Here is a 24,911-nt window from a genome sequence, read left to right as displayed (position 1 = left end):
CTGCCAAGTAAAAAAGCAAAAAAACCACTTGAGGAAAGCTCCGTGAAGAAAAATAAACTTCCGCGTCGGATCGCAATTGGCATCGCCTTGGGCGTGCTTGTCGGTTGGGCCTGCCACCACCTCGCAGGGAGCGAACAAAGCGCCAAAGAGATCGCGTCTTACTTCTCGATGGTCACCGACATATTTTTACGCATGATCAAGATGATCATCGCGCCTCTGGTGTTCGCCACCTTGGTCGGCGGCATTGCCAGCATGGGAAACTCCCGCTCCGTTGGGCGCATAGGCCTGCGAGCCATGGCCTGGTTCGTCACCGCTTCGGTGATCTCGCTGGCAATCGGCATGGGCCTGGTCAACCTGTTCCAACCCGGCGCAGGACTGAACATGGAGGTCGTCCAGCATGCGGCGAGCCCGGTGGTGAACACCGGGGATTTCAGCCTCAAGGTTTTCATCAGTCACGTGTTTCCCCGCAGCATTGCTGAAGCCATGGCCAACAACGAAATCCTGCAAATCGTGGTGTTCTCGTTGTTCTTCGGGTTTGCCCTCGCTGGTGTGAAGCGAGCGGGTTACACAACGATTGTCGATGGCATCGAAGAGCTGGCCAAGGTGATGTTCAAGGTCACGGACTTCGTCATGGCCTTCGCGCCAATCGGCGTTTTCGCAGCCATCGCCTCGGCGATCACCACTCAAGGTCTTGGCTTGATAGTCGATTACGGAAAACTGATTGCCGAGTTCTACCTGGGCATTGTGATTCTGTGGTGCGTGTTGTTCGCTGCCGGCTACCTGTTCCTGGGGCGCTCAGTGTTTAGCTTGGGCAAGCTGATCCGCGAACCTGTTCTGTTGGCATTTTCCACTGCCAGTAGCGAGTCCGCATATCCGAAAACCATGGAGGCACTGGAGAAATTTGGTGCGCCGAAACGCGTATCCAGCTTCGTTCTACCGTTGGGGTACTCATTCAACCTTGATGGTTCAATGATGTATCAAGCGTTCGCCATCATGTTCATTGCTCAGGCCTACAACGTCGACCTGAGCTTCACACAGCAACTGCTCATATTGCTGACGCTGATGATCACCAGCAAGGGCATGGCGGGTGTAGCTCGAGCATCGGTGGTTGTGGTGGCGGCGACATTACCCATGTTCAACCTCCCCGAAGCCGGCATCTTGTTGATCCTTGGCATTGACCAATTCCTTGATATGGCCAGGACTGCCACCAACGTGGTTGGCAATAGCATCGCGACGGCCGTGGTTGCCAAATCAGAACCACATGAAGAGGCTGAAGACGCGCCCGGCACTGAGTCTCCGCTCCCAATTCATACTGTAGCCACCGCGTGAGAACCTAAACATGAAACGTAAATCGAAGCCGTCCAGCGGGTCATCGTTTGCTCGCAAACTAGGTATCGTCGGCGGGCTTGGCTCACTGGCCGGCGGCGATCTTTTCTACAAACTGGTGAAATCCAGAGCTGTTCTGGAGGATCAAGGTCGCTATCACTTCCTCTTTGAGCAACACCCCTTCAAAGACGTCCTGATGCCCCTGGATCGGGGTGCCAGCATGACCTCCAGAAAGTTCTACGTATTTCAGGTTTGCCAGACGTTCGAGGCCAGCGAAGTCAATGCAGTTTTACTGCCTTGTTTTGCCAGTCACACCTTTCGTGAGGAAATCCAGGAGGAAATTGGCATACCCGTTCTGGATATGATGGAGGCGTTACGCAAGCACGTGGATCATGTCGCTGAATGCGGCAGTACGTTGGGAATCATCGCGTCTGACTATGTTCGGCACTCAGGGCTGTTTGAGCGCTATTTCGGCAATGACTTCAAGCTCGTTTATCCAAATGATAACGAGCAGTCCGGGTTGATGGATGCGATGTATGGCGTTAATGGCATCAAGGATGGTTACCTTGACGGTGTACCTCTGGAGTGTGTCTATCAGGCCTGCCTTTCGCTTCAGGATCAGGGGGCCGCAATCATCCTGCCTGGCATGACTGAGCTCTCGTTGGTCTGCGGTGATCTTCAACGGCGTGGCTTGACTGTCCTGGATATCAACGAGATTTATGCCACTTTCGCCACCTTGGAGAAAGGCCAGTCGACCCGTCCGCCATTCAAGCTTGGGATAGTGGGTGGTGTTGGGCCAGCGGCAACGGTTGATTTCATGGGGAAGGTTGTTGCGCACACACCGGCAGGTCGCGATCAGGAACACATCAAAATGGTGGTCGAACAAAACCCCCAGATCCCCGATCGCACAGCCAACCTGCTGTATGACGAAACCGACCCGACGATGGCGATGTACGCAACGTGCAAGCGACTGGAAAGCGCCAGCGCCAATGCCATAGCGATTCCGTGCAATACAGCTCATGCATTTGTTGAGCGCATCCAGGCGCACCTGCGTGTACCAATAGTGAATATGTTGACTGAGACGGTTGAGGCTATCGTTCAGCGATACGGTGCTGGCAAAACCGTAGGGCTGCTAGCGACGTCCGGCACAATTAAAAGTCAGGTCTATCACGTGGCTGCCCGGCGAGCAGGACTTCAAATCATCACCCCTGGCATTGAATACCAAGCGTTGGTGATGGAGTCGATTTATGGAGACCACGGAATCAAAGCGGGTTTCACAGACGGCATCTGTAAAGACCAGCTCTTGATCGCCGCAGAGCACTTGTGTGAACTGGGCGCTGATGTGCTAATCCTGGGTTGTACGGAGCTACCTCTGGTGCTTGAGCATAGCGAATCCTACATGATCAAAAATCATGAGGTTGCATTGGTCGACCCGACAACCATTTTGGCATTGAAGTGCATTGAGCTTGCCCGTGAAAATACGGTCAAGCCTTCCAGTCACTAATCAAGCAACAGGTATAGTTTGATTGGAGCGGAGCTTCGTCAGAAAGGTGTCCGTAGGCGCACCCTGACTCCCACCAAACTAGATGCCCTACGCTGCTATAAAAAAGAAAGGCCCTTATCGGGCCTTTTTTGTACTCAAACCAAAATCACTTGGTCAGCCAGAACTCAACGGTCGCGGAACTGTGCAGAGCTTTCACAGCATGCAACTGCCCATTCAACCGAATTACAACGAATATGAAATACCGACCTGCACCGTTCTCGGCGCCCCTGGATAAGCGTAAACGTTGCCGAACGCCCCCTCCTCATAATCTTCGTCCGTCAGGTTTTTCACATCCAGATTCAGTCGGATTTTTTCGTTGACCTTGTAGTAGCTCAGTAGATCGACAACGGTGTAGTTGCCCATCGAAAACGCCGTGTTGGCGGTCTGCCCTGCGCGCTCATCGACGTACTTGAGACCGGTGCCAAGCCCTAGTCCCTTGAGGGCACCATCCTGGAACTCGTAGACGTTAAGCAGGCTGAAGCTGTTCTGCGGAATATTCATCAGTCGGGTGCCGGACTGGATGACATTGTCCTTGATCACTTCGGCATCGACATAGGCGTAGCCGCCAATCACCCGCCATTGCGGCGTCAGGTTGCCGGCGATGTTCAGGTCGAAACCACGGCTGCGCACCTCGCCTGCCGCCACAGTGAACGTCGAGTCCACCGGATCGGTGGTGAGTACGTTGCGCTTTTCGATCTGGTAGATCGCCGCGTCGACACTCAATTGACTGTCCAGCGCTTCCCACTTGATACCCAGTTCATACGACTTGCCCTTTTCCGGTTCGAAACCACCGCCCTGGCGACTGGCACCGGTGTTGGGCTTGAACGAGCGAGCCGTATCGGCATAGATCGCCACGGTGTCGGTGAGGTCATAGGTCACCCCAACGCGCGGGGTCACCGCATTGTCGCTGGCCTCCCAGCTTCTGCCGCCCGGCACAAAGGTTTGGTAATCATGCTCGAAGCGCTCGAAACGGGCCCCGGCCAATACTCTCAAACGCTCGGTCAAGGCCACCTGATCCTGGACGAATGCCGCGTAGGTCTTGAGGTTTTCCTTGTCGTTGGTCGGGGTTCGGGTCAAGGCTGGATGAGGTTGGCCATACACCGGGTTGAAGATATCGATCGGGTAGGCACTCACGGCCCCGCTGGAGCGCTGGATGATCGACTTGTAGTCGTAATCCTCGTACTCGACGCCGGTCAGCAGGGTGTGATCGAAACCGCCTGCGGTGAAATGTCCTGTGAGGTTGAGTTGGGTGTCCTTGTCCGTCCACTCCAGCTTGCGGTAGTTGAAGTTACGGCCCAGGGTGCGCCCGTCTGCGGCCACACCGTTGGCTTCGACCGCATTCCCCTCGAGGGTGCCGTCGAGCCATTGAAAACCGCCGCCCAATGTCCAGTTATCACTGATCAGGTGCTCGAAACGCAGCTGCGCCATGTTGTTGTCGTTGTGCAGTTTGCCAACGTCTTTTTCACCGAAGAAGGTGTCGCGAGAGGCTATGCCGATTTGATTGGGAAAGTGCGTCACGCCGCGATCCAGCGGGTGATTGTTGCGCATGAAATCCCCCTCGAAGATCACCTTGGTGTCGTCGTCGACCTGCCAGGCAAGTACCGGAGTGACGCCGTATCGTTCGGTTTCGACATGATCTCGGAAGGTATCGCCGCCCTCTCCCACCACATTCAAGCGATAGGCCAAACGGCCTTCTTCATCCAGCGGGCCGGAGGCATCCAGAGTTCCGCGTTGCATTCCCTGGTCGTCGAGTTGGCTACCCAGCGTCACAGTGGGCTCGGCCAGAGGTTGTTTGGAGATGATGTTGAACGTGCCACCTGGATCGCCTCGGCCATAGAGCATGGTCGCAGGCCCTCGCAGAACTTCGAGCCTTTCGATGGTGTTCGCATCCGGCATGTTCGGATAGCCACGGTTGATCGGGAACCCGTTGCGATAAAACTCCCCGGTGGTAAATCCACGCACGGTAAATGTGGTCAGGCCCTGGCCGCCAAAGTTGTTGGCCCGCCCCACACCACCGGCGTAATCGAGCGCGTCCTGCAATCGGGTGGCACTGATGTCTTCCACGACATCCTTGGTCACTACACTGATGGATTGAGGCGTCTCGTGGATCGACGTGTCGGTACGCGTTGCACTGGATGAACGCGTCGCCCGGTACCCGTCGACGGGCCCCAGGGCGGTTTCAAAGTCAGCCGTGCCAACGATGTCGGTTGCTTGCAACTCCAGACTGGCTTTATCGGTTGTGGCGCCCTCTGCCCAGGAGGAAGCGGAAAACGCATGAATCACACAGATAGAAACCAGAGTACGACGCATCTAGGAAACCTTGAGAAAATAGCCAAATGGGACGGCATACGTGCCAACAAATCGAGGCGTATGGTATACCGCATTATCAGCTTTTGATACGTATTCGCATTTGTATTTTCTGAACGCTACCTACGGTTGCACAAATCGCTAATCAAGCAATTCCAGAACACATCGCTTGAAGACCCTATGACGTAAAAAAGGGCCCTCGAAGAGCCCTTTGGTACTCATTTCAGAATTACTTGGTCAGCCAGGACTCAACGGTCGCAGAGCTGTGCTCAGCTTTCCACTTCGTCAGCACCTTGCTATTCCGGGCTTCATTACAACGGAGCTACGTCAAAGGCAGGGTTTCACAAGGTGATCTAACCCCTGCCCATTCACTCCTTGCTCGATTTGGGTATCGCGATACGGCTACTGGTCTTGACCTCGCGTAAAGCCAGACTGGACTGGATGGACGCAATGCCCACCTGACGCCTGAGCACCTGCTCGATAAAGTCACTGTAGCTATCRAGATCCTCTGCCAACACTTGCAGCACGTAATCGGCATCCCCGGTGATCTTGTGACAGGACAACACTTCAGGCAATTGCGCAATCACCGCCTCGAAAGCGTCGGGAGCGTGATCGGCGTGGGTGGAAAAACGGATGTGCACGAACGCCATGATATCCAACCCCAGCATTCGTCGATCAAGGTTCGCCTGATACCCCTTGATCACGCCCGCCTCCTCCATTCTCTTACGCCGCCTCCAGCAAGGTGTCAGGCTTAACGACAAGCGCTCACTGAGCTCAGCGTTGGAAATACTCGCATCTTCTTGCAGCAATGCAAGGATTGCCAAGTCGGTATCGTCGAGACTGATGCGTTTGGATGATTTTTTCTGCATTACGCCATTCCAGAGTAAAAACGCCCGAATAATCTAGTAAACCACGAAAACAAAGCAAAGAAAGCGCATCCCGGCCGGAACAGAATATTTGCACTGGTTCACATTAACGGATGCGCAGAATGTTTACAGTTTTCAGTGATTCCCACCGCTTGCACCACGGCACCGAATTGAAAGACGGCGTGCTCAAGCCGTCGTTCGAACAGCCCAGTCGGGCCGATACCGTCCATAACCGTGTCAAGCAGGTAGGCCTTGGCCAGATCGTCGAGCCGCGAGCATTTGACCGGTCGTGTTACGTCAATGCGCACAGCGAGCGCTACGTCAGCTTTCTGGAAAGCGCCTGGTCAGAATGGAGCGCGACCGGACGTACGCACGATGCCCTACCGCTGGTATGGCCAGTGCGCGACCTGTCCAACGAGCAAGTCCCGACTTTCATCGACGGCAAGCTGGGTTTCTATGCCATGGACGCCGGCTCCCCGATTACCGCCACCACTTGGCAAGCGGTGAAAACCAGTGCAGACATCGCCCTCACCGGCCTGGCGCTGATCGATGAAGGCCACGACAGTGCCTTTGCCCTGTGCCGCCCACCCGGCCATCACGCAGCGCGCGAATACATGGGCGGCTACTGCTATCTGAACAATGCCGCCATTGCTGCACAGCAGGCCATTACCCAAGGTGCCAAACGTGTCGCCGTACTGGACGTCGACTTTCATCACGGAAACGGCACCCAGAACATTTTCTACGAGCGTAGTGACGTCATGTTTGTCTCGCTGCACGGCGAACCGGCGGTGTCCTACCCGTACTACTCAGGCTTCAGCCACGAAGTCGGCGCAGGGCAAGGCGAAGGATACAACCTGAACTATCCGCTGCCGAAGAACACCACCTGGGAAAGCTATCGCAACGCCCTGCTACACGCCTGCAAGAAACTCCAGCAATTTGCCCCTGAAGTGTTGGTTATTTCACTGGGCGTCGACACGTTCAAGGACGACCCCATCAGTCACTTCCTGCTGGAAAGTGAAGACTTCATCGGCATCGGCGAGCTGATCGCGAGCGTCGGCTGCCCCACCCTATTCGTCATGGAAGGTGGCTACATGGTCGATGAAATCGGGATCAATGCGGTCAACGTACTGCATGGCTATGAGAGTAAACGCGCCTGAGTCATCCCCTGAATCGCAACGCTTCAACTATTGAATCGGAGAATAAAAACATGACTCTTTTTATAGACGTCGATCATGCCGCACGCCTGTTCGCCACAGTGGGAATCCGCCGGGCAATCCGCGAGATGGCCACTTACATCGAAACTGACTATTCACGCTGGGCGCAGTTTGATAAGTCGCCCCGCACCGCCAATCATTCGGCCGACGGTGTAATCGAGTTGATGCCGACCGACGATGGCCAGCAGTACTCGTTCAAGTACGTGAACGGTCACCCGGACAACGGTCAAAGCAACTTGCTGACGGTCATGGCCTTCGGTGTCCTGGCCGATGTCCACAGTGGCTATCCAACCTTGCTCAGCGAACTGACGCTGACCACAGCCGTGCGCACTGCCGCGACTTCCGCATTGGTTGCGCAGTCCCTGGCGCGCCCGGGTGCAAGCACCATGGCAATCATCGGCAATGGCGCCCAAAGCGAGTTTCAGGCCCTCGCCTTCCACGAAATGCTGTCCATCAAGGAAATTCGCATTTTCGATATCGATCGCGACGCTTCACTCAAGTTGAAGCACAACCTGGCCGCATTCCCGGATATTGAGGTGATTCTGGCCAACTCGGTACAGGAAGCGGTCAAGGGCGCGCACATCGTCACCACAGTCACCGCAGACAAGGCCTATGCAACGATTCTGACGCCCGAGATGATCGAGCCCGGCATGCATATCAACGCCGTGGGCGGTGACTGCCCAGGGAAAACCGAACTGCACGCCGACATCCTGCGCAATGCCCGGGTCATCGTTGAGTTTGAACCTCAAACCCGGATTGAAGGCGATATTCAACAATTGGAGGTCGACTTTCCCGTCGTGGAGTTCTTCCGGATTGTCCAGGGCGATGTCCCGGGCCGTGAGAACGACACCCAGGTCACCGTTTTCGATTCGGTGGGTTTTGCCCTGGAAGACTTTTCGTCACTGCGCTACGTGCACGATCTGGCGCGGGAGCATGCCATCGGTGAGCGCATCCATCTGGTGCCGACGCCTGCCAACATAAAAAACCTCTACCAACTGCTTGATCAGCAGCCAGCAGTTCCTTCGCGCCTGCGCACAGTCAGCTGATCGCCATAGGTGAGGCCTCCTGAGCAAAGTGCCAAGGGGCTACTCACCGGGTGAGCGGACAAGAAACCCTGCCACCCGCAAACCACCACCGTCAGTAGCCGTTGCATCTCTAACAAGAACGCTCGACACCCACTTTTCTGCCAAAACTCAAAAACATAAAATCAAGAGGTTTTGTAATGAAATCGACTCCGTCCGGGCTGGTTGAACAGCCCGCGCTGCAGCGCACGCTCAGCAATCGTCACATTCAGTTAATGGCCATGGGAGGTGCCATCGGTACCGGTCTGTTCATGGGCTCCGGGAAGATCATCGCCCTCTCCGGTACGTCGATCATCCTCATCTATATGATCATCGGTCTGTTCGTCTACTTCGTCATGCGTGCCATGGGCGAACTGTTGCTCTCCAACTTGAACTTCAAAACCTTCGCGGATTTTGCCGGTGCCTATCTTGGCCCACGCGCGGCATTTTTCCTTGGCTGGTCATACTGGCTAAGCTGGAGCGTTGCAGTGATAGGTGATGCCGTCGTGGTGGGTGGATTTTTTCAGTATTGGTTCCCCGATGTACCCGCCTGGATACCGGCGATCGGCATGCTGATGACACTGTTCGCCTTGAATGTGCTGACTGTCAGGCTTTTTGGTGAGGTGGAGTTCTGGTTCGCGATCATCAAGATCATTGCCGTCGTCACCCTGATTGGCGTCAGCATGGTGATGATTGCCAGCTCCTTTGTCTCACCCAGTGGCGTTACTGCATCCCTGAACCACTTGCTGGATAAACAGGCCGCCTTCCCCAACGGCTTGTTCGGTTTCTTTGCCGGGTTCCAGATGGCGATTTTCTCCTTTGCGGGCACCGAGCTGATCGGCACCGCAGCCGCCGAAACGCGCTCCCCCGAGAAGACCCTGCCTAAAGCCATCAACTCGATTCCGCTGAGAATCATCCTGTTTTATGTGCTGGCACTGGCCTGCATTATTGCAGTGACTTCCTGGCAACAGGTTTCGCCCAACAAGAGCCCGTTCGTCGAGCTGTTTCTGGTCGCAGGGTTTCCCGCAGCAGCCGGTATCGTCAACTTTGTGGTGCTGACATCCGCCGCCTCATCGGCCAACAGTGGCGTATTTTCATCCAGTCGCATGCTGTTTGGACTGGCCAATCAGGACAACGCTCCGGGGATTTTCCGGCGTCTGTCGAGCAATAGCGTGCCTTTGCTGAGCCTGGCGTTCACCACATTGTTGATGCTGGTGGGGGTACTGTTGCTGTTCATCGTTCCAGAAGTGATGACAGCGTTCACCATCGTTTCTACCGTGTCGGCAATCCTGGTGATTTTCACTTGGTCGACCATCCTCGCGTCCTACATTGCCTATCGCAAAAAGCGACCCGAGCTGCATGCGAAATCGGCCTACAAGATGCCTGGCGGCGTGCCGATGGCCTGGTTTTCCCTGGGGTTTCTGGGTTTCGTTCTCTGCCTGTTGGCATTGAGACCCGACACCCGAATTGCCTTGATGGTCATGCCGGGTTGGTTCATATGGTTGGCAATTGCTTACCAGTTAACCTGTTCCAGAAAACCAAAACCCGCTGACGGGTCGGCAAATCAATACAGCTGATGTTCACCTGGTGCCTTTCGGTGCCGATGAGTGAAGAGCGCGTCAGCGACGTGGCATTTCCGGGATGACTACAGGCTAAAGAGCCCCAACTGATGGCCGTCATATTTCATTGACGGCCAACTCTACGGATGAACGATTCGGTTTGCTGACAAATGGTGAGACGCCGTAGGCAAAGCTGCACCAACTCGTCCCTATGATTCTCATCGCCAACTTCCCAACATCCTCCAGAAAGTGTCGGGCCGTTTTTCCGTCCCTGGGCAGCCATTACATACCAAACAAAAAAGGCTCTTTCAGGGCTCTTTTGTACTCAAGCCAGAATCACTTTATCTGCCAGGATTCAACAGTCGCGGATCCGTACTCAGCTTTCCACTCTTTCAGCGTTTTGTGATTGGGTAATTGCATGGACTTGACCACCTGATTGCATCCGTGTTGACCAACTGTTTGCATTCGACTTGACCAGCACACGCTGTAGTGACGACCGGCAGAGAACCGCCCATTGCAGACATTCAGAGATGTCTGCAAAAGCGGTAAATCCCCTGAGTGGGTAGGCAATGCAGCCTTCATTTGAAATGTACGCCCGCCGCCGGCACCGCACACCCCGTTGTTAGCGGGCTGACGGTGATTTCTTTGATAGAGGCCGAGAGCATTCGGCAATCAGTGATTGTGTAGTTCATACGAGAATCAGCTTTCCTGGCTTAGCGGCGTTTCATGCAGGTAGATCCATTGGGCGTTGTGGTGATGCATGCCAATGATCGCCACCGAAACCCGTGAGCTTTCGCGCTGGCCGAGGCGATGGGTTTCCTTGTAGCGAATCGCCACGCTGTTGCCTTCCTGCCAGACCGTCTGCAGATCGCTGATGACGATCTCCAGGCCTGGCTTGGCGCCGACTGCACCTTTAAACATCTGTTCGACCGTCGCCCGGCTGACAATGGCGGCCGAGGTGGTGACCATGGTGAAGTGCTCGGCAAAGGCCGATATCAGAGGTTCAAGCGTGGCCTGCCCCTTACCGTTTGCGTCGGTGAACAGGGTGTGGATCAGCTCGTGCACGTGATGAATGCTGTGGTGCGCCTGTTCAACTATTTTGTTGCGCATGACAGTCCTTTTGAGTGTTCAACTGACTCAGTTGAAAGAGTGGGAACAGGCCCACCAGCGCGGCGATGGCAAAGGTCACGTGGTAGGCCTGGGTGGTATCGAAATGCTTCAAGAGCAGGTTGAAAACCATCAGGAAGAGGGCCGCGCCGATGCTGAATGACATCTGTCGGTTGATGTTCCAGATGACACTGGCCTTGTGGGTGTCATTGCCCTCGAAGTCCATCAGCGACGTGGTTTGTGCTGTGTTGGCACCGATGCCGCCGCCGATCCCCATCAAGCTGTAGGCGATGACGATCACCAGAAAGTCTGAGGGATCGTTCACCAGTAACAGGGTGGCGATGCCGGCGCTGTGCAATAGCATCCCGAGGGCAAACAGCCGCTTGGCGCCCATCCGGTTATAGACCCGGCCACAGATAAGCATCGCGATGAATGCGCCGATGGCGTAGAGGATCATGAACATCCCTGTCAGTCGGGCGCTGAAGTACAGGGTGTTTTGCAGGAAGAAGATGCTCATCAAGTTGACCCCCGTGAACACACCGGGAATCGCGTAATAGATATAGACGGAGGTGCTGAGTTTTTTGCTTTTGAGCAGGCTCAGTTCAATGATCGGATTTTTGCAGGTGCGGTAGTGCAGCCCGTACAGCACGACGAACGTAACGCCGGCCATGACGAAAAGGCCGGCCACCCATGCCGGAGCGTCGCCGCCATACAACGACATGCCCATCAGCAGGCTGCCGAGTGCCGCGCTGACCAGCAGCAAGCCCTTGATGTCGGGTCTGGGCAAAGTCGTCGGTCGCGCTTCGTTGATCCAGAACCATGACAGCAATGCCGCGATCAGTGAGAACGGGATGTTGCTGTAGAACACCCAGCGCCAGGAGCTGCTGTCGACGATGATGCCGCCGATGGTCGGTGAAATGGCGGGCGCAATCAGGGCAACGGCCATGACCAACGTGGATATTTTCGCCCGCTGCTCGCCCTTGAACAGGTTGAACGTCAGTGCCTGTCCGACAGGAATCAACAGGCCGCCGCCAATCCCCTGGACGAAGCGCCAGATCACCAGCTCGTTGAAACTGTTGGCCAGCCCACACATCCACACGGAGGCTGTAAACACGATCATCGAGGTGGTGAGGATTTCCCGACTGCCAAAACGACCGGCCAACCAGGTGCTGACCGGAATGATCAGTGTCAGCCCCAGAATATAAGCGTTAGCCACCCACGCAACGTCTGAAGTACTAACGTGCAGCGCTGCCGATATACTCGGTAATGCGACCGCTGACATAAAGATGTTAATGCAGTCTATAAAAAAGCCGATCAGAAATATCAGTGCAACTTTGTAGCGATAGGTCATGTTGTTTCCCCTTTTCCGCAAAGCATAAGGGCGGTGGACTTGAACTGTCGATACGACTATCCTTGAAACAATGTTTGACGGGATTTAACAGTGAACCATATTTCTATGCACACTCATCTTAATCGGGTCCAGACATTCCTGGCCGTGGTCGATTTTGGTTCTTACACCAAGGCTGCCAATTACCTGAGCATCAGCAAAGCCATGGCCAGCCTGCATGTCAAGGCGCTGGAGGACGTGCTGTCAGCGACGTTGTTGATTAGAAACACCCGAAATATATCCCTCACCGAAACCGGTCAGGACTTTTATGAAGAATTCAAAGGTATTGTCGCGGACATCGATAACGCCTTCGATAATGTATTAAAAGGACACAATCGGGTGTCCGGCAAGTTGCGCTTCAGTTCCACCAGTGAATACGGCAAGGCCTATATTCTTCCGTTGATACCGCAATTTATAGAGCGCTACCCGGAAATAAAACTCTGTTATAACTTCAACTCGTCACTCAATGATCTGGTGGCGGAAAAGTTAGACCTGGTAATCCGTTTAGGCCATTTGGCGGACTCGGCTTTCAAGAGCCGTAAACTGGCGGATTATGAAATTGTCCTGGTGGCTACCGAGACGTTTCTTGCACGTCACCCGGTGCAGAATCCTCAGGACCTGAATTCGGTGCCGTGGATCGCCAACAGCAACCTGCAGGCACCGACCCAGTGGACGTTGCGCCATCCGCACTTGGGGACTGTCGAGATCAACGGGATCAATCAGTTTGAATCCAATTCTTCCACGGCCATCCGCTCCATGACGTTGTCGTCGCTAGGCGTCTCGGTGCTGCCCGCCTGGGTGGTCAAGGACGATATCGCCAGCGAGCGGCTGATCCGGTTGTTGCCCGACTATTCGCTGCCCTCGCAGTCCGTCAATGTGGTGTTTCCCAACAGCCCGCATTTGCCCCACAAATCGAGGGCATTCATCGATTTCCTGTTGCTACATCTGGCGCAGTAAGCACCAAATAAAAGGTTCTTCACGCAATCCCGGGGAGCACATATAACGAAATATCTGTAGGGGCTGCCGAAGGTTCGGGCCGCGTTCGGACGATCTTTTTGATCTTAATCTTCAGCAATCTCCAGATCGCAAAAGCAAGATCAAAAGATCGCAGCCTTCGGCAGCTCCTACAGGGGAACGCGTGCACCACCAAACAACGAGGTCGAGCATTAGCTCGCCTCGCGGTGCTGTTGCGGTGCACGCCCCCTCGTGAGGCCGAGCGCAGGTTCTGCGCAGTGGGCAACCCGGCATGGATGCCGGGTTAGCCGCGCACGGCCATGGATGGCCGATCGCGGCGGGCCCACGGAGCAGGACCGGAGCGAGGGCATGCCGAGCCTAGGCGAGGCACCGAACGTCAGGGGCAAGAGCCCTTGGTTACTTGGGGCCGGGCGGCGTTCCGCTCTTCCAAGTGACCCGCCGTAAGGGCGGAACCCTAAGTGGCCGTTACCGCAGCAATGAATATGTACACCAGGAAGAAAATGCTCGGCCGTCAGTTGCCATCGCTGGCAAGTCGGATCGCCGCACCGCAGCTTCTACAGGTATCGGTGTTCCCCGGAATTCCGTGAAGAACCAAATAAAAGCCCCTGAATCGAGAGATTCAGGGGCTTTCGTTTGACCGGATACTCGTCTTGACTGATCAAGCCCAATGCCTGCTATTGGCTGTGGACTCAACCGGTCGATCCAAAGCGGTCGTTTCGTTGTTTGTTATGGCATGTCATAGCTCAACGAGCTGCAAACATCCCTGTTGACAGGCTGTAAGAATCTCTTGCGCCAATTGATCATCGGCCACAGCTCGAGCTAGTGCCAAGCCACCAATCATCCCTACGGCAATTTGCAAAGCATGCTGGCGTGTATCCGCCTCTGTCGTCGATTTCAGTCCGGACTCCAGACGTGTGATGAAAGCTGCGAGCACTTGGGTGTAGCTTTCCTGGATGGCTCCGTCCTGCTGAGCAGCATCATTGACCATGAAGGCTAACGGACAGTGCATACGGCTTGCATCCCGATGGTCCATGCGGAGATAGTCTTTCACTACCTGCTGCAAACCATCTTTACCAGCCTCTTCCAGTATCGCGCCCCCCGCGTTCGCGGCATTTCTAATAGCTTCGGTGTAAAGCTCCGTTTTGGATGCGAAGTGACTATAGAAGGCCCCTCGGGTCAATCCCGCACTCTCCATAATTGAGTCGATACTGACTTTTTCGAAACCTTCCAGTGCGAAGAGTCGCGCTGCGCTATCCAGAATCATCTGTCGAGTGGTTGCGCGCTGTGTAGCAGGCCAGGGCATGCGTCTTCTCCTCAGTAAAGCGTGAGATGGAGTATGACAAAACGGGACTTTATGTTCTTGAACATAAAGTCATACCGACCAGAATTGCCGACTCTTCCCTCAAGGAGCTACTCATGAAATTGCACATACTGGGACCTGGATTTAGCACCTTCGTACGTAGTGTCAGACTTTACTGCGAAGAGAAAGCGCTAGATTACACACACGGGATGCAGGTGGATGGTAAAACGATCACGCTCCACAGCCCTGAACACAAGGCACTGCATCCTTTTGGCAAGGTCCCGGTTTTGCTGCATGGAGAGCGGAGCGTAATTGAAACAACCACCATTTGCCGCTACCTGGATGAAGCCTTTGCGCATACTTCTCCAAGACCCGCTGACTTGGCCCAGAAGGTAAAGGTCGATCAGTGGTCCGCTGCCCTGGCGATGTATGCCGATGATCGACTGATACGTCGTTATCTTTTACTGCTGGTTTCACCTGCGCAGCCGTCACGCCCTATTGATAGAGAAGCTGTGACTACCGCCGAGCCAATGGCGATCCAGACACTTGGGCTGCTGGCGAAGCATTTGGACGGGCAGCAATTTTTCTGCGGGGCGGACTACAGCATGGCGGACGCCATCCTGACGCCTATGCTCGATTATTTGGAACGCGTGCCCGAAAGTGCGCAATGGCTGAAAAAAACATCAAATCTTCGTGATTATCTTTTTCGCATGCGATTGCGCCAGTCAGGGCGCAACGTGTTGACCGAGCCGAACTTTAGTTAATACAGAAAATGATGGACTTATCGTTCGCCCAAGGGCCGCTCCTGGCCGAAATCGGACCTCGGTGAACGTCCGCTATTGGCTTCTCTGCCGGTCATGGCCACGAAGCAAGCGGGTCAAATCCGATGCAATTGCTGGTCAGAACGAATGCAAATGACTGGTCAGGTCGAATGCAAACGGGTGGTCAAGTGGAGTGCAATTTCGCAGTGATTGCCATCTATGGATTCACAGTACGTTTCACAAACTGAAATGCAATCCTCACTTCCTCAGAACATCGTCCTGCTTCGCTGATTTTTTCTGCGGACACAACACATGGCACCGTTGCTCCAAAAGGGCCTGCCTACCAGGTTCAGTTTTCAAATCGTAGTCAGTGACTGGTGAATACGCTAAAGCCGCGCGCGACCATTGCTGGTGCGATTGCTTCTACGACCCGAGTAAGAGGTCAACGCCAGTACAGCAATAAAGCGGCCGACTGGTGCTGAGGGCAGCGTCTCGGGACTCGCAGCTTATGCCGGTTTCAGGAGCGGGCCCGCAAGCGGCGAGTGCGCAATGCCCCCCACCCGCTGCCGAACGCAGCTTTAAGGAACGCCCAGAATCCACTTTCGTTGGGGCGAGGTTCGCCACCTTTGGCAATGCGTTTGAGTTGTCCGGTGTACCAGAGGATTTCCATAATCCCCATGCGATCCACGGCCTTGATGCCGGTATTGATTGGTCGCACCTGTTGATTGCTGTCGCTCCCCTTCAGCAATGCCGCTGGGGCATCCGGATCAATGGCCAACAATCGTGCCAGACCGACCACATCCAGCGATCCGGAGCGCAGTGCCTCGTTCATCCCTGCCGCAGTGCGAAAACCGCCTGTGACCATCAAGGGCACTTGCACGTTAGCTCGAACCTTCGCGGCGAACTCCAAGAAGTAGGCTTCGCGCGCTACGGTAGAGCCTTTTTTCGGCTCATGCATCGCACCACTCATGGCTGGAGCCTCGTAGGTGCCGCCGGATATCTCGATTAGATCAATACCCGCGTCGATCAGCGCGCGGATAGTTTCCATCGACTCCTCTTCAGTGAAGCCACCGCGCTGAAAATCAGCCGAGTTGAGTTTAATCCCCACCGGGAAGTCCGCTCCGACCTGGCGTCGAATTTCGGCGTAGACGGCCAGCACAAAACGGCGACGCTTCTGCGGTGTGCCACCCCATTCGTCTTCGCGCCGATTGTGATGGGGTGAGAGGAACTGATTGATCAGGTAGCCGTGTGCTCCGTGGATTTCCACGCCGCTGAATCCAGCTTTTTTGCAGATGGCGGCACTGCGCCCGAAGCGCTCGATGATGTCTTGGATCTCGGCAACAGTGGCTTCACGCGGGGTTTCGAAAAAGGCAGCCATATCCTCTCGGAACGGAACAGCCGATGGAGCAAGGTTGCTGGCGTTCAGCCCCTTTGTCGATTGTTTGCCAGGGTGGTTGAGTTGCACCCAGATCGCTGCCCCCTGGTCGGTAGCAACCTTCGCCCACTGTCGCAGTACCGGCAGATCTTTCTCGTCCTCAATGACGACATTGCCCGGTTCGCCAAGGGCGCGACGGTCAATCATCACATTCCCCGTAATGATTAGTCCCAGACCGGAAGCTGCCCAGCGACGGTAGAGTTCGACCAGCCCTAGGGTGGGACGGTTATCGTAAGTGCCGAGCGTCTCGCTCATCGATGCCTTGGCCAGTCGATTGCGCAGCACGCTTCCGTTGGGCAGTTGCAGGGATTGGTTCAGCAGGTTTGTTTCAGCTTTCATCTGGTGTTCCCACAAGGCTGGAATGAGGAAGAGCAGCAAGCAATGTGTCCGGTAAGTTTTCCGGATTGAATTCGAGCGCTTGAAACAGTTGCTCGAAGGTTTCGAGCTGTGTGTGCGGTAGATGAGCCCGACCTTCGCGCAATGCATCTGCCGGCGAAATTTGTCGTAGGGCCAGCGCCATGAAGGTGTTCAGATCGCAGTGGATGACCACATCGGCCGCTGGGGCATTACCTGAGCGCGCGAGTATCTCGCTGTCATCCACGCGTATGTGGAAGACTTCCTCGCCGACGTGAAACTCGTATGTGGCGCGTAATCCAGTGCTCGCATCGGAGCAGCCAATGCCCGTGAGGCTGAGGGCTATGAGTTCAGCGCGTGCAGTTGCGGGGTCGATGCGTTCGTCCACTGGCAAGCTCAGCCCCCAGAGTCCTAGCGCGAGCAGTGGTTTACGCAACTGCTCCCCCAATTCCGTTAGTTCGTAGGCGGCTATTGGCGCTGTAGCAGGCTTGGCGATTCCGTTGTCTACCAGCACCTTCAGGCGTGCGGACAACCGGTTGGTCCCCATTGCCGGCAATACCGCCAACAGCTCTTTGAACCGCTTTGGGCCCAATAGCAGTTCGCGGAGCACCAATAGCGTCCAGCGCTCGCCTAGCACATCGAGGCTTCTGGCAATCGGACACAGCTGCCCATAGGTCTTGTTTAGCATTTTGTCAGGCGCCATCGTCGTTAAAACGCAGTGCGGTCATAGGGAGCGACCAATTTGGGTGGCTGCAGGTAAGCAGTCAGTCCCTGGAAAAACATTACCTTGAGGAAATCACCGCTGATAACCAACTCCTCGTTACCCAGCCCCCTAAGGAACGCTGCCTGGCTGTCCTTGGCCGAGAGAATTGCAAAACCCTTATCGGCGTCTTTAAATTTCAAAGTGAAGCGCGGATTGTCGGCCAGGCCGGCAACGGAGCGGATGGCGCCGTTTCGGATGACGAAATAGCGGCCGACACCTGCATCGGTACGGATCTGGAACACAAGATCCTCGCCTGCGATGTAGCGGGCGCAATCGGGGTTTTTCCTGACTTGCCGTTTCAGCAGTTGAGTGAACATCCACAATAGAAATTTGAACTTGATCATGGTGACAACCTTGAGTCGGTGGATCGGGTTTGACGTTATTCGCTGAGAAACCTGGCGGCGTGATAGAGAAAGCGCTCCGGGTACTGGAACTGCGCGCCGTGCCCGGCATCCGGATAAATAAACAACTGCGCGTTCGGCAGATTGCGCGCCATGTAGAACGAGTTGATGGTCGGAATCATTACGTCGTGCACGCCATTAAGGATAAACGTCGATTGCTTGATTTGACGTAAGTAGGCAAACGGATCGTCTTCGGACACCCTCGGCAGATACAGCATGTTTGCCTCGATCTGCGCCGATGCAACTTCCTGCGAAGTAGGCGGATCCTGATCCTCGCGCTGATGCCGGCGCTCCCAGAATTCGCTTGCAGCTCGCTTTGCCACCTCGGAACGGCCAAAAAACAGGTACTCAAAGTCTTCGTAGGTCGGAACTGGACGCGGCGCGGTCGTCAGTACCTCAGGTTCCATGTCCGGGTTGCCTCCACGCGGGCCTGTACCCAATAGCATCAGCTTACGAACAAGTGCGGGATGTCGCCATGTCAGATCCAACGCCTGGAAGCCGCCAAGTGAGAAGCCCAATACATCGATTTTCTCCAGGCCCAAGGCACGTACGAAGGCGGCGGCATCATCAGCCATGTCTTCAATGCGACGACGTGGCTGGCCGGAGGACGAGGCCACGCCACGACCATTGAAGAGGATCACTTCCCTGCCCTGGCCCAAGCCGTCGGTCATCAGCGGATCCCAGTGATCCATGCCACCGCGAAAGTGCTGAAGCATCAGCAGCGGCGGCTGTTCGGTGGCCGTATTTCCCCACCTGCGGTAGGCGAAGCGGTCGCCATCGATCTCGCTGAAGCGGGTTTGGGCAGTCTGATGCGTATCGGTCATGTCTTTCCTCACGAGCGGTTTCGGATTCTGAGGCTGGAGCAATTCTAGCCTGTGATCGCCGGCATTTACTATACAAAAAATATAGCATTAATGAAATACGAATCGTATAGTGAATTCGTGACTGGGCCTTGCTCTGCTTTTGCAGGCCATGACCTCTCCAAAAAAATAAAAATGGGAGCGTAACGTGGAACTGGTTTTCGACTTTGACTTCATCGTCATAGGCTCGGGCTTCGGCGGCAGCGTTTCGGCGCACCGGCTGACGGAGAAGGGCTACCGTGTTGGCGTGATGGAAATGGGGCGCCGTTGGCGTGCCGAGGACTTTCCGAAAAGCAACTGGGATCTGCGTAGATGGATGTGGATGCCTGCGCTGAAAATGTTCGGTTTCTACAGCATGCGGATGTTTCGACACGTGGTCGTCGCAAGCGGCAATGCGGTCGGCGGAGGCTCCATCACTTACGCCAACGCACTGCTGAGGCCTTCGGATAAGGTTTGGGACGAGGGCTCGTGGGCAGGTCTGGCAGATTGGAAGAGCATCATGCCGAGGCACTATGCAGAGGCCGAGAGAATGCTGGGAGTCACTGAGGGCAAAATCCTGGGAGAAGCGGATCTGCGTCTTAAAAGGATGGCGGAGCTAAATGGCGTCGCCCACACCTTTCACGCACCCAATGTTGGTACCTTCTTCGCTCCAGAGGGCGAGGCCGCAGGCAAAACCTATCCCGATCCGTACTTCGGCGGTGAAGGCCCTGAGCGAGGCAGTTGCGTGGGCTGCGGCGGCTGCATGATGGGCTGCCGGCACAATGCCAAGAACACACTCGACAAGAACTACCTGTTTTTGGCTGAGAAGCACGGAGCTCAAGTCTTTGCGCAAACTCAAGTCGTAGACGTCCGACCGTTGAATGGCAAGGTGGACGGCAGCGACGGCTACCAGATCCACACGCAATGTTCGACTTCCTGGTTCCGCAAGAATAAGCGGGTCTTCCGCGCCCGAGGCGTGGTGTTCGCGGCATCCTCGTTAGGGACGATGGAGTTGCTGTTCCGGCTCAGGGAGAAAGGCTCTCTGCCTGGTATCAGTCAGGATCTGGGTAAACGGATACGCACCAATGCCGAATCACTTATCGGCGTCCGCTTCCCTTCCACAGATAAAAGCATGTCGCCAGGCTTGGCGGGCGGGGCCAGTATCTACTTGGACGAGCATACTCATATAGGTGTCGTACGCTATCCGGAAGGGTCAGATGCCATAGGGCTGATGATGACGCTGATGAGCGGTGGTCGCCCTGGCTGGAGGCGAATTGGTACTTGGATACTGACATTACTCAGGCACCCGATGCAGGCCCTACGGGTACACAACCCCAGAGGCTTCGCACGGGAAAACATGTTGTTGCTTGTGATGCAAACGGTCGATGCTCATATCAATATGCGTCTTAAACGTCGCTGGTACTGGCCGTTTGGAAGCCGACTGGTGACAGAAGGCGGCCCAATTCCTACGTTCATCCCGCAAGCGAATGCCTTCGTCGAAAAGGGTGCCAAGGCACTAGGTGGTATAGCGACCACCTTCCTCAGCGAAATCCTGTTCAACATTCCAACAACCGCGCATTGCATGGGCGGTTGCGCCATGGCGGAATCCGACGACCATGGTGTCATGGACGCGCAAAATAGAGTGTTTGGATATCGCAACCTGCTGATCTGCGACGGATCAATGCTCAGTGCCAACCTTGGCGTGAACCCAAGTCTGACGATCACTGCACTCGCGGAACACGCGATGTCGCACATACCAGCGAAAGGGAAATCTCAAGTCGAAACTCGGATTGCGATGACCCAGTTGGAGTAACGGGTTGCTTTCAACTATCCATGTCCAAAAGTCATACAGGACGACGCGAATTATGCCTTCTACAGAACCCTTCTAAAGAAGCCGCAAGAGAACTTTTAAATCGATAAAAAACCACATCAATACAGAACCAGATTGGTCATATTAAAGAACTGCCATCCTTAGCTGGAAACGGCACCTTCGCCTAAGCATAAAAACAAAAACGGGTCATCCAATGAATACAAAAAAAACAGTTGAACCCTCAACTGACGTGACACCTCACCCCTGCCCTAGCGTCCAATCCAAACTTAAAACAAACTCACACCTTACCCCGCACAGTTCAATACTCTTCGGGGCGACTCTATTACTAACACTAGGGACTCCATCTGCTTCATGGGCAAATGGACTTGCGCTCAACGAACAAAGCGCTAGTGCTGCGGGGACTGCTTATGCTGGCCGCTCCTCGTCAGCAATAGACGCAAGCACCGTGTATGGTAATCCAGCGGGTTTAAGTAAAATCAAAAAAACAGAGGTAAGCGGCGGACTGGCATTAATTGACGCAAACGTTAACATAAGCGATGCAAGAAGTACTGCCCCAGGTACCACTGACGGCAACTCAGTACCTCTTACAGCTATTCCTTTCGGATACTTCTCCTCGCCAATCGACGATCATTTTACCGCTGGCATTGGTCTGTATGCGTCATACGGCCTCGTTAATGATTATGAGAGTTCCTTCCAAGGTCGCTACCATGGCTCCTACAGCAAGGTTCAGGTTAAAACATTGCACCCTGCTGTCTCGTACCGCTTAAACGATCAAGTAGCTATTGGCATTGGCACCACATTCAATCGTATTGAGAACAACATCCAGTCCTATTTAGCCACAGGGGCTTTGAATGATGGAAAGGACACACAACTTACTGTAAAAAGCAATGGCACTGCCATTGGCTATAACGTTGGCCTGATGGTTGACATGAACGAATCAACCACATGGGGATTAACTTACCACTCAAAACTCGACTTCCATGCTGATGGCCACACTAAAATAAGCGACAGTCCCGGCGCACTTGGCCTCGATGGAAAATATAACAACAAGATGGATGTGACATTACCAGAGTCAGTGGATACATCGTTCACCCATCGCTTTGATGAGCGCTGGACTGGTTACGCAGGTGCTATCTGGACTCGGTGGAGTCGAATCCAGAGGATTGAAGCAATCAATAGTGGATTACCTTCCCTAGGCCAACAGTTAGGATTCGGAACCGTTGGAGACGACTTTAAACTTCATAATACTGTGTCGACAGCTATTGGCGTCTCGTACCAACTCTCTTCACAGTGGCTACTTCGCAGTGGCTTGGCTTCTGATCCTTCGCCGGCCCGCAACTCCGACCGAAGCGTGCGACTTCCAGTAGGAAACCGAAAAGCCTTGGCTTTTGGTGCCGCTTACTCACCCAACTCTGATGTGACTATCGATATAGCCTATACCTATCTATGGGAGTCAACCACATCGGTTAATCAAACCGATACAAACGGTTTACAACCCGGATTTAGCGCTAAATACAACAATAGCGCACACATTATAGCAGCACAGCTAACACATCGATTTTGACGTCCCTTTGGCGTGGCAGCTTGAATGATGCCATCGTTATTCTTGCTGACTAAGAGTGTTTTGATTTTAGTCACCCTTGTCCCAACTCCGCTAATTAATAAGATAGTCAAATGAGGTCTGAAAATGAGAACCAGCAAAGCACAGGCGCGGACAAATCGGGTACGCGTTGTTGAATCAGCTTCAGTGCTGTTCCGCGAGCGCGGCTATGACGGTATCGGGGTTAAGGAATTGATGGCGGGGATCGGACTCACTCATGGAGGGTTTTACAACCAATTCAGCTCAAAGTCGTCACTGATGATCGAAGCTACGTCGTTCGCTCTTTCCCAAATGACTGCTGAAGCCAATGCGAGTGACTTCATCAATTACTACGTTTCCCGTGCTCACCGTGATTCAGTCGGCCAAGGGTGCGCGATCGCTGCGCTCGGTGGCGATGCTGCTCGTCAACATAGAGATATCAAGTCCGTATTTGAGACTGGCATAGAGAAGCTAATATCAGGCTTGAGTTCCGGGCTATCCGCTGACGAGCAAAAGGAAGCCCGTGCCAAGGCAGTTTCATTGTTGGCACAAGCGGTCGGAGCCATTGTACTGTCGCGGGCCTGCCCAGATGATGCGCTGCTAGCCGACGAAATCCTGGACAGCTGTAAGCTGTCGCTCGCCATTTAGTTAGCGCCCAGAAGCATGTATTTCGCCCGCAAGAGCCCTGATTGTTGGCACCGATGCCGAATTGACCCAGTTGCCGAGATGTCACTGACCCAGTCTGTTCCTCTCGAACCATTGCCTATGCGGGATTTGTGCAGATTTAGAGGTGGGTAAGTCTTGCTTCAGCTCGTGGGTCAATTCGGCGCCGGCGTCAACAGGACGTGTCAGCGCAGAGGCAAATCGACCAGCTCAGAACTCTCGAAATGAGCGCGATACGTTTATGCTGCGCCCTTAGAGAAGTGGAATGCTGTAGCTTACAAACACCCGGTTCTGATCTTGATCACGGGCGGCTTCGCTATTGGATTTACCGTTACGCCAGCCGAAGCCAACACCTTTGAGCGCGCCCGACTGAAGGACGTAGTCCAGAAAGATATCCCTTTCCCATTCTTTCTGATTGTCGCCGGATCTCGTCTTGATATTGTCCCCGGAGACGTACACGACCGAGGCTTTCAGGCCAGGGACACCCAGGGCGGCAAAGTCATAGGCGTACTGACCGAATGATGTACGCTCCCCTGCGCGGGTGAAGCTCTGGATCAGACGATCTGTATACAGGTACAAGCTGCTGCCTCCGGCGCCTTTATCTACCAAGCTACCTTGGTTGAGCTGGGTGAAGCTGCTACCGTCCGAAACGCTTTGGTAGCCCGCAGTTATCGCATGGCCGCCAAGGGTGTATATCAATGCAGCGCTCCAGAGACGGTTGTCGATCACGCCATCACCGTTTTTGGTGTAGCCACTGATTCTGTAACCCGATGTGCCGGAGCTGTTTTCACCTGACGAGTCAGTTTTGAAGTAGCGCAGGTCGGTTTTCAGGGATTGGTTGTCCGAGAACGCAAGCGTGTGAATCAGTCCGAAAAACTGCTGGTTATAGTAGTTCTCGAGATGGGCATAGTAGTACTGAGCCGTCAGATCCTTGGTGACTTTCCAGTCCCCCCCGACGAAGTCGAACTGGTTGCTTTCACGCGTACCGCCCATAGCGGCCAGCCCCGTCTGATCCGTTGAACCGCGACCCGTTGCATGTTCAATTCGCCCACCCGTCAGGGTCAGATCCTTGAACTCGCTCGAGGTGATCTGGCCGCCCTCGAAGGTTTGTGGAAGCACCCGTCCATCGTTGGCGACCAGAATCGGAAGTTTCGGAGTCAAGGTGCCGTAGCGCAGTTCGGTCTTCGACATTTTGACTTTTCCGGTCAGCCCCAGCCGGCTCCACTCGTCGACGGCGCGGTTGTCACTGTCCGAGGGAATCATAGAGCTGCCGACGTGTCGTCCCTTGCCAGTGTCCAGGGTAATGCCCAGCAACCCCAGGGTATCAACACCAAAACCAACGCTACCATCGGTATATCCCGACTTGAAGTCCAACATGAAACCCTGCGCCCACTCTTCGGTTTTCGAAGGGGCAGCGGTGCCATCACGGTTGTCGTTATTGAAGTAGAAGTTCCTCATTCCCAAGGTAGCTTTGCTATCACTTAGGAATTCAGCAAACGCCTGGCCACTCAGGGCAATGCTGCCAAACACCAAAGTTGCAGAAATTTTCTTTACGTTCACTTATAACGCTCCGATTTTTTTATATTTGTAAGTAACAGAAGCAACAAGGAAATCTTCCAAGCCAACGCAACACACACGAA

The 24,911-nt window shown here is 54.5% G+C and carries 21 protein-coding genes; 10 read left to right on the top strand and 11 right to left on the bottom strand.

Features of this window, described 5'->3' with window-relative positions; genetic code table 11:
- Positions 1 to 42: 42 nt before the first annotated feature.
- Both AC1DWG_RS06190 and cuyB read left to right on the top strand, forming a co-directional pair.
- Positions 43 to 1,329, top strand: coding sequence for a dicarboxylate/amino acid:cation symporter (locus AC1DWG_RS06190; RefSeq protein ID WP_477764297.1), 1,287 nt, complete (start codon positions 43 to 45; stop codon positions 1,327 to 1,329).
- Between the two features lie 10 nt (positions 1,330 to 1,339).
- Positions 1,340 to 2,830: a cysteate racemase gene (cuyB, locus tag AC1DWG_RS06185; protein ID WP_477764298.1), complete on the top strand. Its 1,491-nt coding sequence runs from the start codon at positions 1,340 to 1,342 to the stop codon at positions 2,828 to 2,830.
- 222 nt (positions 2,831 to 3,052) lie between these two features.
- Here cuyB and AC1DWG_RS06180 read toward each other — a convergent pair whose 3' ends face one another.
- Together AC1DWG_RS06180 and AC1DWG_RS06175 are read right to left on the bottom strand one after the other, a co-directional pair.
- A complete protein-coding gene (locus AC1DWG_RS06180; protein ID WP_477764299.1) occupies positions 3,053 to 5,179 on the bottom strand; it encodes a TonB-dependent siderophore receptor in 2,127 nt (708 codons plus the stop codon).
- 365 nt (positions 5,180 to 5,544) lie between these two features.
- Positions 5,545 to 6,045: an Lrp/AsnC family transcriptional regulator gene (locus AC1DWG_RS06175; RefSeq protein WP_103393416.1), complete on the bottom strand. Its 501-nt coding sequence runs from the start codon at positions 6,043 to 6,045 to the stop codon at positions 5,545 to 5,547.
- 119 nt (positions 6,046 to 6,164) lie between these two features.
- Between AC1DWG_RS06175 and AC1DWG_RS06170 the strand changes: the two genes are divergently transcribed.
- The 3 genes from AC1DWG_RS06170 (at position 6,165) to AC1DWG_RS06160 (ending at position 9,894) form a co-directional block, all read left to right on the top strand.
- The gene (locus AC1DWG_RS06170; RefSeq protein WP_477756009.1) at positions 6,165 to 7,199 is read left to right on the top strand and encodes a histone deacetylase family protein; all 1,035 of its coding nucleotides are present in this window, start codon (positions 6,165 to 6,167) and stop codon (positions 7,197 to 7,199) included.
- Positions 7,200 to 7,249: 50 nt separating this feature from the next.
- Positions 7,250 to 8,302 carry an ornithine cyclodeaminase gene (locus tag AC1DWG_RS06165; protein ID WP_477787484.1) on the top strand — a complete coding sequence of 351 codons (1,053 nt, stop codon included), beginning with the start codon at positions 7,250 to 7,252 and terminating at the stop codon, positions 8,300 to 8,302.
- A 176-nt stretch (positions 8,303 to 8,478) separates the two neighbouring features.
- Positions 8,479 to 9,894 (top strand): amino acid permease, encoded by a 1,416-nt coding sequence (locus tag AC1DWG_RS06160; RefSeq protein WP_477764301.1) that lies wholly within the window; start codon positions 8,479 to 8,481, stop codon positions 9,892 to 9,894.
- 318 nt (positions 9,895 to 10,212) lie between these two features.
- On the opposite strand, the gene AC1DWG_RS06155 is transcribed toward AC1DWG_RS06160, so the two are convergent.
- From AC1DWG_RS06155 to AC1DWG_RS06145, 3 genes are all read right to left on the bottom strand, one after another.
- Positions 10,213 to 10,296 (bottom strand): hypothetical protein, encoded by an 84-nt coding sequence (locus tag AC1DWG_RS06155; protein WP_477760813.1) that lies wholly within the window; start codon positions 10,294 to 10,296, stop codon positions 10,213 to 10,215.
- A 279-nt stretch (positions 10,297 to 10,575) separates the two neighbouring features.
- Complete coding sequence (locus AC1DWG_RS06150) at positions 10,576 to 10,986, bottom strand: DUF4440 domain-containing protein (protein WP_477764302.1); 411 nt, start codon at positions 10,984 to 10,986, stop codon at positions 10,576 to 10,578.
- Positions 10,967 to 12,334 carry an MFS transporter gene (locus AC1DWG_RS06145; RefSeq protein ID WP_477787483.1) on the bottom strand — a complete coding sequence of 456 codons (1,368 nt, stop codon included), beginning with the start codon at positions 12,332 to 12,334 and terminating at the stop codon, positions 10,967 to 10,969. The genes AC1DWG_RS06150 and AC1DWG_RS06145 overlap by 20 nt, the downstream gene beginning before the upstream one ends.
- A 105-nt stretch (positions 12,335 to 12,439) precedes the next feature.
- Here AC1DWG_RS06145 and AC1DWG_RS06140 point away from each other — a divergent pair, with 105 nt between their 5' ends.
- Positions 12,440 to 13,327, top strand: a complete 888-nt coding sequence (locus tag AC1DWG_RS06140) for a LysR family transcriptional regulator (protein ID WP_477764417.1) — start codon at positions 12,440 to 12,442, stop codon at positions 13,325 to 13,327.
- Between the two features lie 754 nt (positions 13,328 to 14,081).
- Here the strand turns inward: AC1DWG_RS06140 and AC1DWG_RS06135 are convergent.
- Entirely contained in the window at positions 14,082 to 14,648 is a 567-nt protein-coding gene (locus AC1DWG_RS06135; RefSeq protein WP_477764304.1) for a TetR/AcrR family transcriptional regulator, read from the bottom strand.
- Positions 14,649 to 14,761: 113 nt separating this feature from the next.
- Here AC1DWG_RS06135 and AC1DWG_RS06130 point away from each other — a divergent pair, with 113 nt between their 5' ends.
- Positions 14,762 to 15,409, top strand: coding sequence for a glutathione S-transferase family protein (locus AC1DWG_RS06130; RefSeq protein WP_477787482.1), 648 nt, complete (start codon positions 14,762 to 14,764; stop codon positions 15,407 to 15,409).
- Positions 15,410 to 15,923: 514 nt separating this feature from the next.
- On the opposite strand, the gene AC1DWG_RS06125 is transcribed toward AC1DWG_RS06130, so the two are convergent.
- From AC1DWG_RS06125 to AC1DWG_RS06110, 4 genes are read right to left on the bottom strand one after another with little or no spacing between them, the layout of a single operon-like run.
- On the bottom strand, positions 15,924 to 17,180 hold the full coding sequence (locus tag AC1DWG_RS06125; RefSeq protein WP_477764305.1) for an NADH:flavin oxidoreductase/NADH oxidase family protein: 1,257 nt from the start codon (positions 17,178 to 17,180) through the stop codon (positions 15,924 to 15,926).
- Positions 17,170 to 17,883 (bottom strand): winged helix-turn-helix transcriptional regulator, encoded by a 714-nt coding sequence (locus tag AC1DWG_RS06120; RefSeq protein ID WP_477764306.1) that lies wholly within the window; start codon positions 17,881 to 17,883, stop codon positions 17,170 to 17,172. The genes AC1DWG_RS06125 and AC1DWG_RS06120 overlap by 11 nt, the downstream gene beginning before the upstream one ends.
- 20 nt (positions 17,884 to 17,903) lie before the next feature.
- The gene (locus AC1DWG_RS06115; protein WP_477756387.1) at positions 17,904 to 18,302 is read right to left on the bottom strand and encodes a helicase; all 399 of its coding nucleotides are present in this window, start codon (positions 18,300 to 18,302) and stop codon (positions 17,904 to 17,906) included.
- A gap of 35 nt (positions 18,303 to 18,337) precedes the next feature.
- Complete coding sequence (locus AC1DWG_RS06110) at positions 18,338 to 19,183, bottom strand: alpha/beta fold hydrolase (protein WP_477764307.1); 846 nt, start codon at positions 19,181 to 19,183, stop codon at positions 18,338 to 18,340.
- Between the two features lie 184 nt (positions 19,184 to 19,367).
- Between AC1DWG_RS06110 and AC1DWG_RS06105 the strand changes: the two genes are divergently transcribed.
- From AC1DWG_RS06105 to AC1DWG_RS06095, 3 genes are all read left to right on the top strand, one after another.
- Positions 19,368 to 21,011 carry a GMC oxidoreductase gene (locus AC1DWG_RS06105; protein WP_477787481.1) on the top strand — a complete coding sequence of 548 codons (1,644 nt, stop codon included), beginning with the start codon at positions 19,368 to 19,370 and terminating at the stop codon, positions 21,009 to 21,011.
- Between the two features lie 211 nt (positions 21,012 to 21,222).
- Positions 21,223 to 22,593, top strand: coding sequence for an outer membrane protein transport protein (locus AC1DWG_RS06100; RefSeq protein ID WP_477764309.1), 1,371 nt, complete (start codon positions 21,223 to 21,225; stop codon positions 22,591 to 22,593).
- A 123-nt stretch (positions 22,594 to 22,716) separates the two neighbouring features.
- Complete coding sequence (locus AC1DWG_RS06095) at positions 22,717 to 23,256, top strand: TetR/AcrR family transcriptional regulator (RefSeq protein WP_477764310.1); 540 nt, start codon at positions 22,717 to 22,719, stop codon at positions 23,254 to 23,256.
- Between the two features lie 267 nt (positions 23,257 to 23,523).
- Here the strand turns inward: AC1DWG_RS06095 and AC1DWG_RS06090 are convergent, their stop codons facing one another.
- Positions 23,524 to 24,831: an OprD family porin gene (locus AC1DWG_RS06090; RefSeq protein ID WP_477764311.1), complete on the bottom strand. Its 1,308-nt coding sequence runs from the start codon at positions 24,829 to 24,831 to the stop codon at positions 23,524 to 23,526.
- Positions 24,832 to 24,911 lie beyond the last annotated feature (80 nt).

It is taken from the genome of Pseudomonas sp. P4_B3 (genome assembly GCF_056402295.1).
The sequence above is the reverse complement of the archived record's forward strand: the minus strand, read 5'-3'. Positions and strand labels throughout refer to the sequence as shown.

Coding starts and splice junctions, on each gene's coding strand:
- cuyB (WP_477764298.1), top strand. CDS start 1,340: ATGAAACGTAAATCGAAGCCGTCCAGCGGGTCATCGTTTGCTCGCAAA.
- AC1DWG_RS06180 (WP_477764299.1), bottom strand. CDS start 5,179: ATGCGTCGTACTCTGGTTTCTATCTGTGTGATTCATGCGTTTTCCGCT.
- AC1DWG_RS06170 (WP_477756009.1), top strand. CDS start 6,165: ATGTTTACAGTTTTCAGTGATTCCCACCGCTTGCACCACGGCACCGAA.
- AC1DWG_RS06165 (WP_477787484.1), top strand. CDS start 7,250: ATGACTCTTTTTATAGACGTCGATCATGCCGCACGCCTGTTCGCCACA.
- AC1DWG_RS06160 (WP_477764301.1), top strand. CDS start 8,479: ATGAAATCGACTCCGTCCGGGCTGGTTGAACAGCCCGCGCTGCAGCGC.
- AC1DWG_RS06155 (WP_477760813.1), bottom strand. CDS start 10,296: ATGCAATTACCCAATCACAAAACGCTGAAAGAGTGGAAAGCTGAGTAC.
- AC1DWG_RS06150 (WP_477764302.1), bottom strand. CDS start 10,986: ATGCGCAACAAAATAGTTGAACAGGCGCACCACAGCATTCATCACGTG.
- AC1DWG_RS06145 (WP_477787483.1), bottom strand. CDS start 12,334: ATGACCTATCGCTACAAAGTTGCACTGATATTTCTGATCGGCTTTTTT.
- AC1DWG_RS06140 (WP_477764417.1), top strand. CDS start 12,440: ATGCACACTCATCTTAATCGGGTCCAGACATTCCTGGCCGTGGTCGAT.
- AC1DWG_RS06135 (WP_477764304.1), bottom strand. CDS start 14,648: ATGCCCTGGCCTGCTACACAGCGCGCAACCACTCGACAGATGATTCTG.
- AC1DWG_RS06130 (WP_477787482.1), top strand. CDS start 14,762: ATGAAATTGCACATACTGGGACCTGGATTTAGCACCTTCGTACGTAGT.
- AC1DWG_RS06125 (WP_477764305.1), bottom strand. CDS start 17,180: ATGAAAGCTGAAACAAACCTGCTGAACCAATCCCTGCAACTGCCCAAC.
- AC1DWG_RS06120 (WP_477764306.1), bottom strand. CDS start 17,883: ATGCTAAACAAGACCTATGGGCAGCTGTGTCCGATTGCCAGAAGCCTC.
- AC1DWG_RS06115 (WP_477756387.1), bottom strand. CDS start 18,302: ATGATCAAGTTCAAATTTCTATTGTGGATGTTCACTCAACTGCTGAAA.
- AC1DWG_RS06110 (WP_477764307.1), bottom strand. CDS start 19,183: ATGACCGATACGCATCAGACTGCCCAAACCCGCTTCAGCGAGATCGAT.
- AC1DWG_RS06100 (WP_477764309.1), top strand. CDS start 21,223: ATGAATACAAAAAAAACAGTTGAACCCTCAACTGACGTGACACCTCAC.
- AC1DWG_RS06095 (WP_477764310.1), top strand. CDS start 22,717: ATGAGAACCAGCAAAGCACAGGCGCGGACAAATCGGGTACGCGTTGTT.